General features: G+C 40.6%; 13 protein-coding genes. 2 read left to right on the forward strand and 11 right to left on the reverse strand.

Annotated elements, in window-relative coordinates:
- Window positions 1-10: 10 nt before the first annotated feature.
- The 3 genes from FZF09_RS12450 to FZF09_RS12460 all read right to left on the reverse strand — a co-directional run bounded on the left by FZF09_RS12450 (window position 11) and on the right by FZF09_RS12460 (window position 3,020).
- On the reverse strand, window positions 11-1,036 hold the full coding sequence (locus FZF09_RS12450; RefSeq protein ID WP_158736937.1) for a potassium channel family protein: 1,026 nt from the start codon (window positions 1,034-1,036) through the stop codon (window positions 11-13).
- Window positions 1,003-1,236, reverse strand: coding sequence for a hypothetical protein (locus FZF09_RS12455; RefSeq protein WP_158736938.1), 234 nt, complete (start codon window positions 1,234-1,236; stop codon window positions 1,003-1,005). The genes FZF09_RS12450 and FZF09_RS12455 overlap by 34 nt, the downstream gene beginning before the upstream one ends.
- A 74-nt stretch (window positions 1,237-1,310) precedes the next feature.
- Entirely contained in the window at window positions 1,311-3,020 is a 1,710-nt protein-coding gene (locus FZF09_RS12460) for a methyl-accepting chemotaxis protein (RefSeq protein ID WP_158736939.1), read from the reverse strand.
- A 248-nt stretch (window positions 3,021-3,268) separates the two neighbouring features.
- Between FZF09_RS12460 and FZF09_RS12465 the strand changes: the two genes are divergently transcribed.
- A complete protein-coding gene (locus FZF09_RS12465; protein WP_158736940.1) occupies window positions 3,269-3,919 on the forward strand; it encodes an S-layer homology domain-containing protein in 651 nt (216 codons plus the stop codon).
- 351 nt (window positions 3,920-4,270) lie between these two features.
- On the opposite strand, the gene FZF09_RS12470 is transcribed toward FZF09_RS12465, so the two are convergent.
- The 7 genes from FZF09_RS12470 to FZF09_RS12500 form a co-directional block, all read right to left on the reverse strand.
- The gene (locus tag FZF09_RS12470; RefSeq protein ID WP_158736941.1) at window positions 4,271-7,036 is read right to left on the reverse strand and encodes an S-layer homology domain-containing protein; all 2,766 of its coding nucleotides are present in this window, start codon (window positions 7,034-7,036) and stop codon (window positions 4,271-4,273) included.
- 604 nt (window positions 7,037-7,640) lie between these two features.
- Window positions 7,641-8,501: a hypothetical protein gene (locus tag FZF09_RS12475; protein ID WP_158736942.1), complete on the reverse strand. Its 861-nt coding sequence runs from the start codon at window positions 8,499-8,501 to the stop codon at window positions 7,641-7,643.
- Window positions 8,502-8,585: 84 nt separating this feature from the next.
- On the reverse strand, window positions 8,586-8,723 hold the full coding sequence (locus tag FZF09_RS12480) for a hypothetical protein (RefSeq protein ID WP_158736943.1): 138 nt from the start codon (window positions 8,721-8,723) through the stop codon (window positions 8,586-8,588).
- Window positions 8,724-10,946, reverse strand: a complete 2,223-nt coding sequence (locus FZF09_RS12485; protein ID WP_158736944.1) for a choice-of-anchor I family protein — start codon at window positions 10,944-10,946, stop codon at window positions 8,724-8,726.
- A gap of 151 nt (window positions 10,947-11,097) precedes the next feature.
- Window positions 11,098-12,549 (reverse strand): glycoside hydrolase family 32 protein, encoded by a 1,452-nt coding sequence (locus tag FZF09_RS12490; protein ID WP_158736945.1) that lies wholly within the window; start codon window positions 12,547-12,549, stop codon window positions 11,098-11,100.
- A gap of 87 nt (window positions 12,550-12,636) precedes the next feature.
- Entirely contained in the window at window positions 12,637-14,001 is a 1,365-nt protein-coding gene (locus FZF09_RS12495) for a sucrose-specific PTS transporter subunit IIBC (protein WP_158736946.1), read from the reverse strand.
- 210 nt (window positions 14,002-14,211) lie between these two features.
- On the reverse strand, window positions 14,212-15,033 hold the full coding sequence (locus FZF09_RS12500) for a PRD domain-containing protein (protein ID WP_158736947.1): 822 nt from the start codon (window positions 15,031-15,033) through the stop codon (window positions 14,212-14,214).
- A gap of 307 nt (window positions 15,034-15,340) precedes the next feature.
- Between FZF09_RS12500 and FZF09_RS12505 the strand changes: the two genes are divergently transcribed.
- On the forward strand, window positions 15,341-15,853 hold the full coding sequence (locus FZF09_RS12505) for a sigma-70 family RNA polymerase sigma factor (protein WP_158736948.1): 513 nt from the start codon (window positions 15,341-15,343) through the stop codon (window positions 15,851-15,853).
- 153 nt (window positions 15,854-16,006) lie between these two features.
- Here the strand turns inward: FZF09_RS12505 and FZF09_RS12510 are convergent, their stop codons facing one another.
- Window positions 16,007-16,288: a hypothetical protein gene (locus tag FZF09_RS12510; protein WP_158736949.1), complete on the reverse strand. Its 282-nt coding sequence runs from the start codon at window positions 16,286-16,288 to the stop codon at window positions 16,007-16,009.
- Window positions 16,289-16,597 lie beyond the last annotated feature (309 nt).

Below are 16,597 nucleotides of genomic sequence, written 5' to 3' on the forward strand. Positions count from 1 at the left end.
TTCATCACTCTTAAGTAATCCGTTGATACGTTTCTTCGTCACAAATAACAAACAAACGCGCATCATCAGGAATCTCACGATCAAGCTGGCGATTAATATTTAACTTCTCCCCATTTGACACAAGTGTTGCTCCTTCCTGCAGCAATTCATCAAAAGCGTCTCGATACGTGTTCCAATGCGGCCGCCTCTTTATTTCATAGAGGTCATCCCCGTGCTGCTTGGATAGGAGCTGTGATACAATCCGCGAACTGCCGGGGTGAAACGCAGAACGTACAGCCATCTGAGAGATCGTATCTGTGCTTAAAATAAATTCATCGATATCCACATGAACAAAATTCTCCACGTTGCTGCGGTCTTTCACTTCCACAATCGTATAAATCTCCTCATAATACCGTTCAATGGTAGTCGCGATTAACAGCGTTTTCCCATCCACAAAAGAGGAATCTTGAATAAAATTTCCAAAATCCGTGACTTCATTAGCAAAAACAAATACCGCTTTTGCTTCTTTCAAGTTAGCTTGTTCAAGCGTGGACTGGTGAATCGGATTTCCTTGCACATAATGAACCCGTTCATGAGAAAGCGGGGTTGTATCGAGCTGATCAATTAACACAATTTGTGCTTCAGGATCACTATGTAAAATTTCCTGAACCGCTAATTTCGCATTGGTACTCCAATCAATAATGACAAAATGGTTCGCTCCGGTAAAATCCATTTTCCCCTGCTCCTTTCTTCGTTGAAAGAGAAAGATTTGATCGACTACTTTACTGATTACGATGGAAATAAGACCGATTCCAAAGATGTACAACCCCATCGCTAACATTTTCCCAGCAACGGTCACTGGAGAATAATCCCCATATCCCACAGTCGTTACCGTTGTCATCACCCACCAAAATCCGTTAAAGGGATTCTCAAAGGTACCAGGTTCCAGTACGTAAATGAGGACTGAGCTGATTCCGATAAGAAAAAGTGATGTTAAAAAAACCAATCTATTGCTCACAGAGATTAATTTGTAAAATAACCTTTGAAAAATAACCATCGTTTCACCCCTTTTGCATAACGCTTTAAGCTAAAATTTATCATAACAGGATTGAAGAGAATATTCGACTGCAGCCTATTGAGCATTAGAAAAGTGCAAGCGCCTTGCTCACGAGCGACAAGTCCTGGAGGATCGGCATATTTTGCTTTCCATTGACGAACCGAAGGAATATCGAGCGAGTAGGCGCTTGCGCTAGACATGTAAAACGCCAACTATTTATAATTTCTTACCTTTTGAAAAGAAAGATCCAAGCTAAATGGCCTGGATCTACATGTTACAGTTTAAATTTCTTTATTAAATCGTTTAATTCCTCTGACATTTGAGATAGGGACTCTGCGCTTCCTGCTATCTCTTGCATCGATGAGCTTTGCTGTTGTGCAGTGGAAGCACTTTCTTCTATCCCTGCAGACGTTTCTTCAGAAGTAGCCGCAATTTCTTGTGAAGACTGGCTGACTTGTTCACTATAAGAGGTAATGCCTTTTAGATTAGTAGAAACCGTTTGAATGCCCTCTTTCATATCTGAAATCGAACCTTGAATAGATTCAAAGTGGTCGCGGCTTGTATGCATCTGCTTGTTGCCTTTTTCTACTTTTTCATGGCCATCCTGCAGCGAGGTGACGACGGCTTTCGTTTCTGTTTGAATACCATCAATAATGCTTGTAATGTCAGATACAGAGTGGCCTACTTGTTCGGCTAGTTTACGGACTTCATCAGCTACAACAGAGAAGCCTTTTCCTGCTTCACCTGCTCTAGCTGCTTCTATTGCTGCATTTAAAGCTAGTAAGTTCGTTTGTTCTGCAATATTTTCTATTACATCAACTAGTTTCGATACTTCTTCTGAACGCTGCTCAAGCCCTTTTACTTTCTCCGCTGTTTCAGTCACAAGGACCGTAATTTCATTCATTTGTTCCACAGAACGCTGCATTTGCTCTTTACCTTCGTAAGATTTTTCATAGACTTCTTCAGAAGACGCTTTTAATGCTTCACTTTCTCGGTTCGCCTCTTGAATTCTATTATTTAGTTCACTCACGACGTTAGAAATCTCTGAGGAAGCACTTGCCTGCTCTTCGGAACCTGACGATAATTCTTCCATCGTAGAAGCAATTTGCTGCGCACCAGAACTAACTTCATGAGAAGATTGCGTCAGTTCCTCACTTTGGCTGCTCACATTTTCAGAAATAGATTGAATGTGTCCCACCATATCACGAAGCTTATCAATCATTGCATTGAAACCAGCAGCTAACTGGCCGATTTCATCATTCCCTTTATATGTCATCTTCTCTACTGCTAAATTACCAGAGGCTACTTCGTTACTTAGCTGTACAACTTCCTGCATGTTTCGCTGAATAATACGGTTAATCATCATCAGTATAAACCCGCTTAATAGAATGGCTGCTGCAACCGCACCAATTAAAGTCCAAAAGGATTGTTCAGCTTGTGCTTTTGCTTCATTTACAGCCGCATGATGTTCTTCATTTACAGTTGTTCTTAACTCCTCTAACAAGCTGTTGGTTTCAGAACGCAGCTGCGTAACTTCATCTCTCAGCCTTAATGCCAATGCCGTATTGCCTTCACTGACTGCCGGCATGATTTCTTCAGAAAACATTTGGGTGGATGCCTCATTATTTTCTGCTATCTTATGAAATAACGTGACTTGTTCTTCTGTATTCATTCTCGGTTCAATGCTTGATTGCAGTTCATCAAACGATTCTTGTCTCGTTCGATATGCTTCTAACAACTCTTCGTCCTCTGTCAGAATATAGTCTGCAACACGAGTATCTTTGGACCGAAATAGTGAAATCATTTCGGTAATATCGATGGACCGTTCTGACCGTCGTTCCATCGCCTCAATATCATTTCGAACATCATTTAATAAAAAAGAAACCGCCCCTGCTGCAATGATGAATAATAAAATAGCCGTACCTAATGCAAAACCATATTTCCTGCCGATTTTCATATTTCGCCACTTAAGTTTTGTCCACACCGTAAACTTAGCCTCCTGCCTCTTTATATAGGTATCATTATCCAGTTCATAAGAACTAAAAACCTACTTCTTTTATACCATTTTTAGGTACAAAATACCATAAAATAATTATGAAATTTAAGGTTGCAGTGCTAACCTTTTTCAATATTAATAAAAGGAATTTGTTGTCATGTCCTATTGCTAGTTTACCTGCGCTATAATATACTTACGAAAGACCTACATTGGAAAAAGGAGGAAGGCAGACAACGATGAAAAAAAAGCTCACTGCCCTGGCATTAACGGCATTGATAAGCATAGGGGGATTAGGCCTAGAGGCGCATGCTGCCAATTCATTTAAAGATATTTCGGAAGACTTCTGGGGATATGAGGATATTATGAACCTGACGGAACAAGGAATTATTAATGGCTTCCCAAATGATACATATCGTCCGAACCAATCATTAACAAGAGCTCAAAGCGCTATGATTATTGGAAGAACACTAGAAGCAGATATCCAACAACAAAACGAACATCATTTTCAAGATGTAAGTGCCGAAACAAGCGGCTCTGATTATATTCACGCCCTTACCAATGAAGGAATATTTGCCAAGTCAGAACATTTCAACCCTCAAAATCCATTAACCCGAGCGCAAATGGCAAAAATATTGGTACTTGCTTTCGAATTAGACGGCAGCAGTAATAAATCATTTAATGACGTCGGCACCGATCACTGGGCTGCAGATTATATAAATACCCTTGTAGCTGCTGGCATTACAACAGGAACATCTGAAACGACATACAGCCCAAATGACTCGATCAACCGCGGACAAATGGCGGTATTTATCAATCGGACGCTAGATTACTTGGAACAACAGCCAACAAATGGCGGCCTGGAGATTGATGATATTATTATAGAATAGAGACAACTTTTCTATTACGACAAAAACCCTTTCAAAAACGATTTGTTTCGTTTTGAAAGGGTTTTTTAGATTAATAAACTACACCGACAATACCTAGTGCTTTAGTTAAACTGAAATTGATTGGAGCAGTTAATTGATAGCCAACTAGATGCTTTTTATGCGATTATAGCTGCCTTCAAAACTAAAATAAGATTTTAATATAATGATTAGAAAAGCTCGGCTTGCTGCCGTCCTTGGCGGAAGAAGCATTCCTAAAGTAAAAATAGCACTCGGCTCAAGCAGGTACTTGAACCGAGTGCCATTGTATATATTCCTTTTTACTAGATTCCTAGTACGTAAAGGAATTTTTTATTATGAAGAAGTAACGTCTTCAGCGTCTACTACGAATGTTTCGCCGCCGTATTCTTCTGTAATGGTAATGATGGCTGCTTCATCATTGGCAGAGAAGTCAACGTTAGCGATCATGTCTTCTGTAATTTCATCTACAGCGGAAGAAGCTAATTGAGTTGGATCTACTATAGAATACGCATCTCCATCTTCCGTTACTTCGACTGGTTGTTCTTCATCAGCTAGCGTCAAATCAGTGATTTGCGGTGTGCTGTTTTCCACTTCAACTTCTACGGAAGCAAGTGCTGTAGTAAAGTCGCCTTCTTCTTGCTCAAGTGTGATCGTAGCGGTTCCTTCACTCTCCCCACTAACGGTGAAGTCTAAGGTAGAAGCATCTACATCTGTCTCACTTCCGCCGTCAATGGAAACAACGTCTTCATCGCTTGTGCTTAACTGAACATCTCCATCAAGCTCGCCGAGTGCGTCAAGAACATCATCATCTTCTAAGTCGATTTCGTCGAAGATGGCACCAATCGTTACTTCAAAGTCCGTATTGTCGTCCTCATAAAGGTCAACAGATTCTGGGTCAGCGCTTAATGTGAAGTTATCCACTTCGTCGAGTTGAAGTTCAACAAATTCCACATCAACTGTACCTAAAGCATTGCCATTCTCATCTTCAAAGGATACGGAATATTCACCAGGTTCGTTGATGATATCACTGCCGCCAAAATCATCAAAATCTACAGAAACGTTTCCTGCATCTGCAGAAATAGTCGTTTCTTCTTCAAAATCATTTTCTCCAGTTACTGTAACGCTGATCTCATCGTTCCCTTCCCATTTTTCACCATACTGGTCGAGAAGAGTTGCTTCTAGCTCTCCACTTACATTGCCTTCGCCATCAATAGCAAAGCGCTCTGTTGTTCCGTCTTCTTCAATGCTAGTAAGCTCTTGATCTTCTACGACTTCAAGATCAAGTTCAACTGGTTCTTCAATTCCTTCAAATTGAACGGTAAGGGTAACTTCTCCTTCTCCATTCACCTGAAGTCCGTTTTCATTATCGTAATAAGCTACAGAAGCATCACTGGATGTTACAGATTCAACAGTAACATCGATTTCATCTTCGCTTACTTCTTCACCGAAGGAGTTAAGACCTGCTACAGCTTGAATCTCGTTCTCTTCATTTGCAGATGTTACATAATCATTTTCCCAACGGTCCTCACCGTCAAATAAACCAACTTCTGTTACTTCTGTAACTTCACCAGCGTCATTTACATCTACTGTTACGTCATCAGAAGTTACAGCATTGCCATCTTCATCCGTAATTTCAACTGCATAACGGAAGCTTTCACCTAAATTCTCATCAGCCCCATCAATAATGCCTTCTTCTTGTGCTGCCTCCGTGTCAAATGGAGCATCGTTAGAATTATAGAGGAATTCTATTTCATAACCAGCTTCTTCTAAAGTATCAATAGATAGATTACGGAAGCCGTTTACCGTAAATCCTAACTGTTGATCTGCTTCACTTCTAATAGAAGTGGTTGTCGCTTCTACGGAATCTACTTCAATGCTTTCATAATCGAAGTCATATTCGAACTCATTAACAACAAGCGTTCCTGCTGTGCCTTCAAGATCATCGTCAGCATGTTCTACTGTAATTGTTTTTCTATCTTCACTGATTTCAACACCTGTAACGTCAAGTGCCTTTTCTTCTTCATCGCCGTTTACTACAGCAACGTCGAGAAGCTCTTCTACATCAGCTTCGTCCCAGTCTTCATCAAGCTCGCCATCAACATCGATTTCAAAGCTTGTAGTAGAAACTGCAGAAATATCTTCAACTACTACTGCAGGTTCTGCAGCTACACCAGTGAATGTTTGCTCAGTTGTTTCACCTTGATAAGAAAGAGTGTATTCTTCATCTTCTGTTTGCTCTTCTGTTGTAAGACGAACAACACTGCCTTCTGCATCTTGATTTTCTTCAGAATCAGATGGAGAAATAACTTCTGCGTCTAGTACTGCAAGCTCTGGGTCAAACGTGAAGTCTTCAGCTGCAGCTGCTTCTACGTCTCCGTCAAAGCCTACTTCCACAGTAGTGTTATCAACTGCAGTTACACTAGAAACACTTGTTTCAATTCCTTTATCTACTTCCATCGCACGGTCTAGGAAAGCGGCGAATTGTGCACGTGTTACTGTTTCTTTTGGACGGAAGTTACCATCAGCAGTATTTGTAATGTCATATTGTGCAAGAATTTCGATATTGCTGCGGTGGCTTTCGTGGGCTTCATCGATGTCACCTACGTCTGCATCCACGTCATCACGAGCTTCAAGATCAAACGCACGTACTAGAATAGTAGCCATTTGCTCACGAGAAAGATCCATTCCTGCAGCAAATTGTGTGTTATCTTCACGACCTTTAATCAAATCAGCTTCTTTTACAGCTGCTGCATAAGGAGTGAAATAACTTTCTGGATTTAAATCTTCAAATGGCGGCTCTGCATTTTCATCTACATCCAGGTCAAAAGCTGCAACAAGCATAGCTGCTACTTGTCCACGATTAATTTCCTCACCTGGACGATATGTACCATCCTTATACCCGCTGATAACTCCTTGATCAGCAAGGCGTTGAATGGAACCAGACGCCCAATAATCATTTTCCACATCTGGGAATGCTTCAGCAGCATCTGCTGTTTGTACGTTGACTGAATTAACTGCTCCGAATGTCGTTGCTACCATAGCTGCAGATACCGAACCAGCTAAAAACTTACGATATGACTTAGGTTGATAAGACACCATTAATTCCTCCTCTAAAATTTTCTATGATTTCTTTTCCTGCTGTCATCGAGATGTAAACCTAAAATTAATAAATAAGTTTTCATCCCTCGGTAGGACCATTCTTCCTATTGCTGTTTTTTTACTAAATAGTAGGAAGATGATAGGAATTCATTCCGCAAATTCCTTTTTCTAGAATAAGTTAATTTTCCAGTTATGAAAATCACCCTACAGTCCCAATGCTTAATTTTTCCTCTTTCAAATTTCCCTTCCGTTGTAGGTTCTTATTCTCTATTTTTTTCCATATTAATAACCTAATTCCATGTTAAAGCAGGATTAACCATATTTTTCATTTTCCTTAAAACTTCAACAAATCCCTATTTTTCTTCTAAAAGGTACATAATTCTCGATAATATTCGTGTTTTTACACAATGCAGTTTTATAGATCTTTTTCCTTACGTATTTTTCTGGGATATCTTTCTAGAAAAATATGATTCTACTCCTAATGGCAAGATCTGTATTGGAAGTTTAGGAAATAACTTTCTAACAAATAGAGCGCAGAACCAATACTTCTTCTTGATCCCTGCGCTTTCAGTAACGTATAATGAACTTCTTATTTTTTGGCTGTTTATAAATTCTGTAACAAATAATCTTGCACGGACATGTCTAATTTATCATCACTTGCCAGGGCCCCCTGTAACGCTTGCTGCAAATGATTATTCGTTTGGAGATCACGAATAGACACGGTTTCTCCTGCTTGTGATTCCGCGGTTTCAACGTCATTCTCCTTTTCCGCTTCTTCCTCATCCATTCTTGCTAATAATTCTTTGTTTACTTCATTGGCTTTCTCTATTTGTTCGGAAGATCCGTGTTCTTCTACGGCTGCTAATGTTTTCTCTAGGGATTCCGGGTTTTCCTCAAAGTAAGGATTATTGTACCAGGCATTGTTTGAGAACTTCCCTTGAGAAGAAACTAACGGATCATTATATTTAGAATCAAACCAGCTATCAGACGCCGGCTCTATGTCATATTTCTCAGCTAGTTTACTGCCGTTTGCAAATACAGGAATATGAGGCATTTCCCCAGGTGCTTTTTTAAGGTTCTCGACAGCGGATTCCAACGCTGATTCCCATGTTTTGATATCCTCTTGGTCGTTTTCCGCTTCCGCTTGTTTTAACGCCTCAGCTCTTGATTCAGCCAATTCAGCCCAGTATTCTTTATTTTTTACCGCTTCACCGTTTTCCGTATTATACCAGGCAGGATGCTGTTTGGCTTGATATTCATTATATTCGCTCCAGTCATCTGTTTTTACAGCGTCTTGAATCAATTGATTTCTCGAGCTATTAACATCATGCAATGGATTCACCGCACGGGCTTCGCTCGCCATCGCTTCCTTCCAAGCGTCTGCTTTTCCAGAAGCAGTATTATCTTTTATCAATACATTTGTTCCATGAGAGTTTGCATGATTTAAAGCTGCCCCGACTATCATGACTTTATCCTCCTTGCCGGTTATTACCAAAATAAAACATTTTTCGTCAATTTTATCTATTATCTAGTATAATATACGGACAGGTCAAAAGATAGAGATATTAGGTAAAATGACTGAAAAATCTTCACCAGGCATAATCCCCGTTTGATAAAAACGTTCAACAACAAATAGTAAAAACCTGCTGGGTATTTTTTCATCTCCAGCAGGTTTTTTAAAATACATTTATTTTTCCACTTCTTTTATCAATAGTGATACAACCTTTGCCGCGTGAGCTCGTGTACTGTTTTCTTTTGGTTGAAACATACCTTCTTTTGTGCCAGTCATAATTTTCAACTCTTGCGCTTTTTGAACAGCACTGACGGCGTAGTCACTGATTTGGTTTTCATCTGAATACACGAGGTCCCCGCGTTTTGCTTGTTCTTTTTCTGCATGTTCATAAGCACGTATAGTCATAGCAGCCATTTGTTCTCTTGTGATTGGCTCATTTGGAGCAAAAGTGCCATCTGATTTCCCTGTAGTAATTCCTGCTTCAAACACAGCTTGAATCTGTGCTTGGGCCCATTCCGGTACATCATCAAATTCACTGTCAGCAGCTGACTCTGCTTCTATGTTAAGAGCGTTACTGATCATAACTGCAAATTGAGCTCTAGTCACCTCTGCAGATGGGTCAAATGTAGAATCTGTTTTACCGGTAATAACACTGTTTTCATACAACTCTTTAATATAAGGGTAAGCCCAGTAGTCTTTGTCCACGTCTATGAAAGGATAATTCCCCTCCGAAGGTTCTTCAGGTGATTCATCATCTTCTATTGTTTGTAAAAATTCGTATACCGCTACTGTCCCAGAAAGCTCATGTGTCGCTGCAAGCAATGGACTGCCTGTAGGGCTGTCTTCTGCTGGAATGAAAGAAAGACCTTCCGGCGCCACGTCTCCAGCGACATCTTCGTTAAAGTCCCGGCTGGAAATCATCGTAACAAATTCTGCATCGGCTGGATTGGAAATATCATATACCATAACAGCACTGAAACGTTCCAAGGCTGTAAACGCATAAGGAGTTCCATTTATCTCCCCGATTACCGTCGTTTCCGGTTCTGGTCCTTTAGCATCACTGCGTCCGTCAAATTCAATTTCGTCATTGTTCGTGTTGAAATATTCTGGCATCGCTTCTGCGGTAATATGTTCTATTTCAGACCCACTGTCATAGACAAGTTCCATCGTATCTGCGTCAAAAATGGAAAAGCTGCGTCCGCCGTAAGAGTACAAGACTTCATAGACACCATCGTCATTCATCCCATTTTCTGCTGTCAGTTCTGTATCTTCCATTTCTTCGAGCAAACCATCCTCGACCAGTCCATCTAATTCTTCCTGACTGTATCCTTCATAATGATCAGCGTTCAGTTCAATATTATCAATAATATCCCCTATTTCCATTTCTTCGGAATACGCCTCATAATCACGGGCATCTCCTTCGTTCGGTGTGAGAATATACGTTTTCCCTCCGGCAGAAAAAGTATCGATGGCATCCGGCATATACCAGCCAAGGAGCGGCAGATTTTCTATTTCCATCTCTCCATTCTCTTTTGCATCCAGTTCGTTACCAGCGATAGAATGGTCTTTTATACCAAGCCCTTTTACACTTTTAATCGTTTCTGTTTCCAGGTCCATTTCAGCAATCGCATTATTTTCTTGAAGAACGGCATAGGCTGTACGGCTGTCATCTGAAACGGTAATGTATTCTGGTTCGAGCTGCTGTTGAACCGTGCCTTTAGAATCGACACGCACCTTTTCATCAAGTATGCGTTCTTCAAAGGTCAACGTCTTTACTCTTAGTTCTTTCTCTTCTGAAATCCCGCCAGTTACATCAATCAAGGAAATAGAGCCTTCGGGGTCTTCCGAGTAATCATCATTTGGTTCGCCTTCATTGGCAACAAGCACTTTACTTCCATCCGGTGTGAATGTCACCATATCCGGAAGGGCTCCCACTTGGACATGATTTATGTAGTCTCCTGATTTCGTTAGAAAAACAATATAGCCAGGATCTGTTTTCGGATCACTGACGACAGATAATGCAATCACATTTTCACTTGGATGAGAGGCTACACTAGTAATATCATCTACTTGATCCAATCCAAAGTCTTCCACATGAATACGTTTGGAAGAATCGACTTGTCTAAATTCACCAGACTCGAGACCAGAAAAATTCAGAATATCAAGTCCAGACTCTGCTCCATTCGTTACAAAAGCTTGTCCGCTTTCTTCATCAAATGCCATGATTTCTGTTCCGCCTTCTCCTGCCAAGCTGTCGTACTGTGCAACCTGCGAAACTTCAAGCTCATCACTTCCATATTGAAAAAACGGTGGTGCTTCCGCCAAGACATTATATGGCTGGGCAAAAGAAAAAAACATTCCCGCTGCAGCCAGTGTGCTGACTATTGATTTTTTCATGATACTCCCCATTCCTTTCTATCTATTAACTAGTTTTTATTTTATAGAAGGAATATTAAAGGAATAGTAAAAAAGTTTGTTATTTCTGTAAATTCTCCTAGATTTAACCTTGCTTTTTAGGTATAGGCGGGGCTTTCGCTTCAAAATCTACTTAAAATATTTTAGTCAAATCCCACTTCTTCAGCGTAAAACAGCTCTTTTCAGAAGCTCCAAACTGAATGCTCTCGTTATTGGGGGATGGATAAAAACGTGAACTGAAAACGTACTCCCCATCATTTATAAACACTTCAATGGAAGAAGTATCAACAAAGATATGCAGGTTTTTTAAATCATTGAGGCGGCATTGGCGTTTTTCCACGACACCATCTACATAGCTTTGCCGTTCAAGTGTGAATATCTTTTGTTCGCTCGAATATACCATTCTAGCAGCTTCTCCAACGGTAATATCAAACCATCCTTTTGAGACAATAATATCTTCTGCCAATAGTTCAACAGCCTTTCCATGTACACCTTCGAACTGCTGATTTTTCTGTTTCAATTCAATGCGGTGTTCAACCGCTTCGTTAACTCGCAAATCCGCTAACTCCCGGACCGGTACTTGATATACCTTGCCGCCAATACATTTTAATTCACGAGGAATGGTCATGTTATGAAGCCAGTGATGCTTAATGGTTGGATTGTCTTGTTCATTTTGATCCGGGACACTCATCCAGGCAAACAGTATTCTTCGCCCTTGTTGATCCTTCGTCGTTTGCGGAGCATAAAAATCAAAGCCTTGGTCCAACTCGTAAAACCCGCCGTGCTTGAAGGTTCCTGTTTTCGAATCAAAAGTACCGGTTACGTATCCAGCCTGGTATACATTTTGATATTTCATTCCTTCTGGCTCCAGCCCTTGAGGAGAAAAAACTAATATATCTTTCCCCTCCAGGTGAAACAGGTCCGGACATTCAAACATATAACCGTACTCTTTTATCCTGCCATTTCCTCCGCCAGTCAAAATTCCAGCATGTGTCCAATCTACTAAATTCCGGGATCGAAAAAGAACAACAGCTCCTTTTAACTCTTTCGTCTGTGCTCCAATGACCATAAAATATTGACCATCCTGTTCCCAAACCTTTGGATCGCGAAAATGAGCAGTATACCCTTCTGGCCGTTCGATCACGGGCCCTTTTTTCTCAAAATGAATGCCATCGTCAGAAACAGCAAGACACTGATAAGACTCCCTGTTGCCATCGTCATCCTTTACATTCCCAGTATAAAAAATATATAATTTTCCCTCATGCTCGATCGCACTTCCTGAATAACAGCCATTTTTCTCATACCATTGGGACGGGGCAAGAGCGATTTCTTCCTGTTTCCAATGAACAAAATCCTGTGTGGAATAATGACCCCAAAATTTTGATCCGTGTCCTGTTTTAAAAGGCATCCATTGATAAAATAAATGATAGGTACCCCTCCATTGGATGAAACCATTCGGATCATTCAGCAGTCCTACTGGCGGCATTACATGATAGTGCAAACGATAAGGATCTTGTTCTACGATCGATTTCTGCTTGGCTGCGTGCTGATTCGCTTCTAAGCGTAATTGTTGATCTTTAGACATTGATTGATCCCCTGCCTTTTAAAGATATATTACTGCTACCGCTTCCCTTTCTAGCTATCACACTAGTAAAACGATAACTTATATTTTTTATTCTTCTTTCCAGCCGAGAAATAGCGTTGCAATAAACGCTCCAGCCACTCCGATCACAAAGGCAATGCCATAGTTTAATGGATCCTGCGCAATCGCAAACATTGGAATACCGGTTAACCCAATCCCATTCGCCATGACTTGCGTGAATACTACATAGGATCCCCCAAGAGCACCGCCAATAGCAGCTCCAATAAAAGGGCGGCGGTGTTTTAAATTAACACCAAAAATCGCAGGTTCTGTAATGCCAAGAAACGCAGAAACAGCTGCCGGAACAGCGATTTCTTTCGTTTTTTTATTTTTCGTTCTAAAAAACACAGCAAGTGTCGCACCGCCTTGGGCCACGTTTGCTATTGCCCAAATCGGCAGTAAAAAGTTCCCGCCGGCTTTTGCCAACAATTCGGCTTCAATAGCATGGAAGCTGTGGTGAACACCGGTTAAAACGATCGTCGAATAAAGCCCGCCAAAGATAAAACCGGCAATTGGACCAGCTGTGCCGTACACCACATCTAAAACAGATGTAATGCCATCTCCCAGCGCACGTCCCACCGGGCCAACAACTAAGAGCGCCACAAAACCAGTTAATATAACAGTCAGGAATGGAGTTAAAAGCAAGTCAACGACATTTGGTACTACCTTGCGGAGCATTTTCTCCAGCTTGGACATAATATATACCGTTAATAATACCGGAATAACTGTTCCCTGGTAACCGAGCATCTCAACGCCAAACCCAAAAAAATCGAGAGTTGAAGGCTCCGTATCCGTGAGACCCCATGGATTAAGCAGCTCGGGGTGAGTCATAATACCGCCAATAACTGCCCCTAAATACACATTCCCGCCAAACTCTTTAGCTGAACTGTAGCCAATTAATATAGGCAAAATAATAAAGGAAGCAGATGAAAACATATCGAGCATTACGAAGAGACCACTTTCAGGATCGACCCAGTTATACGTATTCATTAAGCCAAGCAGTCCCATTAACATACCAGCCGCAACAATCGCCGGAATAATCGGTACAAAGATATTGGAAAGTGTCCTGGCAAAACGGGCAAATGGATTCATTTTACGCTTGGCAGCATCACCATGCGTTTCCGTTTTCGCTTCTTCTTCTAAAGAAATTCCTGCAAGCGGAGCAAATTCGGCAAACACCTTGTTCACTGTTCCCGTACCAAATATAATTTGATACTGGCCGGAACTCGAAAAAGCTCCTTTTACTCCATCTAATTCTTCAATCGCCTTTGTATCCACTTGACTTTCATCTTCCAAAACTAAACGAAGGCGAGTAGCACAATGGGCAGCGCTTACTACGTTGTTTTGACCACCTAAAAGATGAACTAATTGTTCAGCAACCTCACGATGATTCATTCTAGTCTCCTCCTACCATTTTTTGGAACAGAAAAAAGACCTGAAATATACAAAGTCCGCATAGGTAGTCTAAGAGAGACAATTACCTATACCGCCTTATATATTTCAGGTCTTGCCTGCGTTCCAGTCACAATCCCCAATATGGAATTTTTTATTTAACATTACTTTACATGTTGTAACCGCTGCCGTCAACTGCAAAAATCATAGAAATTACAGTAAGCGCTGAATATGCAAAGCAATATAACCCACCTCAGATGGTGGAAAATCAATATGATAGGTTTCTTTTAAAAAGGATGCTGCAGATTTGGAACATTGATAAGCCTGTTGATATTTTTCCTTAATAAGAGCCAGCATATCTTCATCAATTGGCTCAAACGATTGTTCCTGTTCGAGACGATGGAGCGCAAAGCGAATATGCGTCACTAACCGTTGGTAATTAATACTGGATTCTTCAATCGTTATATCTGCAAATGTTTCTACTTGCTCAATAAAATCTCGCAAGATAGTCGCCGTTTCCAGCGCCTCGCTCATGGATGGACTGTCCAATTTCGCTGTATGCACGTGAAGCGCAATATGTGCTGCTTCATCAAGTGGAATATCTATTCCCAGTTCCTTTTTTAATTCATCCTTTGCCCAGAGGCCTACTTCAAATTCCTTTTTATAAAGAAACTTAATTTCGTTCGTTAGTTTATTTTGGATGGCAAACCCTTGCTCAAGCCGTTCTAATGCGAATGATAGATGATCGGTTAAGGCAATATGAATATGATCATTGAGCGGCACCTTTAAGTGCCCTTCCGCATAACTAATAATTCGTTCTGCCATGTCTATATGTTTTTCCGGCAGCGTAGCTAACAATTGCTGAAACTTCTCCGAAGACTGTTTATGCAGAACAAAAATCTTTTCTATTTTATGTTGTGGAATAATATCATTTTTTCTTTTTTGAAAAGCAATACCTTTCCCCATCACAATTTTCTCTTGCGGACCATCAATGACGACGACCGCATTATTGTTTAAAATCCTGAAAATACGCATAAAGTCCTCCGGTCCAGTATTACTCCTATATTACCATGAACCAGTATGCGATAAAAGGTTCAGGCAGGACGCCTGTAACGTCCGCTAGTCTATATATCGTGCACCTTTAAAAAAACTACGACAAATCAAATACTGCTGTAAAAAAGCATCAACATAGAAAGCTTTTATTTTAGAAGTACTTGAAATCCTTTTCCAGGCAGATTGCAATCTATGAAATTCTGTCATTCGCTGTTTTCTCTTTTTCCGTTTATGCTCAAGCTACCATGGAATAAACGAGAAGGCGCGCCGTTCTCATTGGAGAAAAAAATTGAACCACTCTTTAGGCATCCCCTTTGAAGAAGTAGCCAAAGACTTTACCCCGCTTGTATTAGGAATGATCAAACGATTAAGAATTTACAAAAATACCGAAGAATATAGCCACATTGGATTTATCGCCCTTTGGAAAGCATACACACAATACGACCCCGACAAAGGCGCTTTTTCCACTTTTGCCTACACGTATGTAAGAGGAGAAATGCTCGCGCAATTAAGAAAAGAAGCAAGATACGAAGAACGCTATGAATTAAGCGCCTTTGAACAAAACACGGAACCAGCCGCTCCCGACAGCGAAAGCATCCGGCAGGAGATGAATAGTCTCTCTCCATATTTAGAAGAGCTGAGTCCAAGAGAACGCGACTGGGTGATAGAATATATTGTGTACGGAAGAGGGATAAGCGAGATCGCAAAAAAATACAACGTCGCTCCGTCTTCGGTGAAAACATGGAGAAATCATGCTCTAAAAAAACTTCGCCGTGTCTTCACTAAAGCAGACTGCCACTAAAAATGAAAAAGGTGTCCATAAGTGATTTGTCACGAATGGACACCTTTCTAAACTGAATAAACAAACGATTTACTGCCATAATTCTAGTATACTAACTTTATTAATGTAAGCAAAAGAAGCGCTCAGCCCACGCGCTTCTTTTGTCGATAATGGTTAGTTTATAGCATCTAACTCTTCTTTTATCTGATTATACGCTGTTTGCAATTCATCTTTTGTGCTATTTTCATTGTCGAGCACTTCCTCCCCACCTTCAATGGCTTGAGAAAGATTAGTTGTGTCAACGTCATCATCTTGATATTTCACTTCAGCTTTTGCTACTTCTATAATATCCGATAACTTCCAGCGTAAATCTTCTGTAGTAAACGGCAATTCAATTACGTAATAGTAATCCTCTAAAGATTCCCAGGCAAGTTCATAGCTATTTTGAGGATCCATCAATCCGATAGCAATATATATTTTATTCTCCTCATCTTTATACTTCGTTAATTCACTGGCGTCTACGGTTTTGGTAAGCGTAACAGTTCCCGAATCAGAAGTAACCTCTTGATGACCTATTCCTATACCTGCACCGCTTGGACTACCGATCTCAGCTGTAACAGCAGCGTTGTCTAAAAAATTAGTGTATTCAATTTCAGCTTCAAAAGTGACCTCCCCCGTTAATGTATCCTCAACGGAAGGAGTAATGCTTTTTAGGGAAACGGATCCGTGTTCATCCTCAACTTTCGGAATATCTGTATTGCTATT

The organism is Alteribacillus sp. YIM 98480, assembly GCF_009765375.1.
In the GTDB taxonomy this organism is placed as follows: domain Bacteria; phylum Bacillota; class Bacilli; order Bacillales; family Marinococcaceae; genus Alteribacillus.

Coding starts and splice junctions, on each gene's coding strand:
- FZF09_RS12450 (WP_158736937.1), bottom strand. CDS start 1,036: ATGGTTATTTTTCAAAGGTTATTTTACAAATTAATCTCTGTGAGCAAT.
- FZF09_RS12455 (WP_158736938.1), bottom strand. CDS start 1,236: ATGTCTAGCGCAAGCGCCTACTCGCTCGATATTCCTTCGGTTCGTCAA.
- FZF09_RS12465 (WP_158736940.1), top strand. CDS start 3,269: ATGAAAAAAAAGCTCACTGCCCTGGCATTAACGGCATTGATAAGCATA.
- FZF09_RS12470 (WP_158736941.1), bottom strand. CDS start 7,036: ATGGTGTCTTATCAACCTAAGTCATATCGTAAGTTTTTAGCTGGTTCG.
- FZF09_RS12475 (WP_158736942.1), bottom strand. CDS start 8,501: ATGATAGTCGGGGCAGCTTTAAATCATGCAAACTCTCATGGAACAAAT.
- FZF09_RS12480 (WP_158736943.1), bottom strand. CDS start 8,723: ATGTATTTTAAAAAACCTGCTGGAGATGAAAAAATACCCAGCAGGTTT.
- FZF09_RS12485 (WP_158736944.1), bottom strand. CDS start 10,946: ATGAAAAAATCAATAGTCAGCACACTGGCTGCAGCGGGAATGTTTTTT.
- FZF09_RS12490 (WP_158736945.1), bottom strand. CDS start 12,549: ATGTCTAAAGATCAACAATTACGCTTAGAAGCGAATCAGCACGCAGCC.
- FZF09_RS12495 (WP_158736946.1), bottom strand. CDS start 14,001: ATGAATCATCGTGAGGTTGCTGAACAATTAGTTCATCTTTTAGGTGGT.
- FZF09_RS12500 (WP_158736947.1), bottom strand. CDS start 15,033: ATGCGTATTTTCAGGATTTTAAACAATAATGCGGTCGTCGTCATTGAT.
- FZF09_RS12510 (WP_158736949.1), bottom strand. CDS start 16,288: ATGGATCCTCAAAATAGCTATGAACTTGCCTGGGAATCTTTAGAGGAT.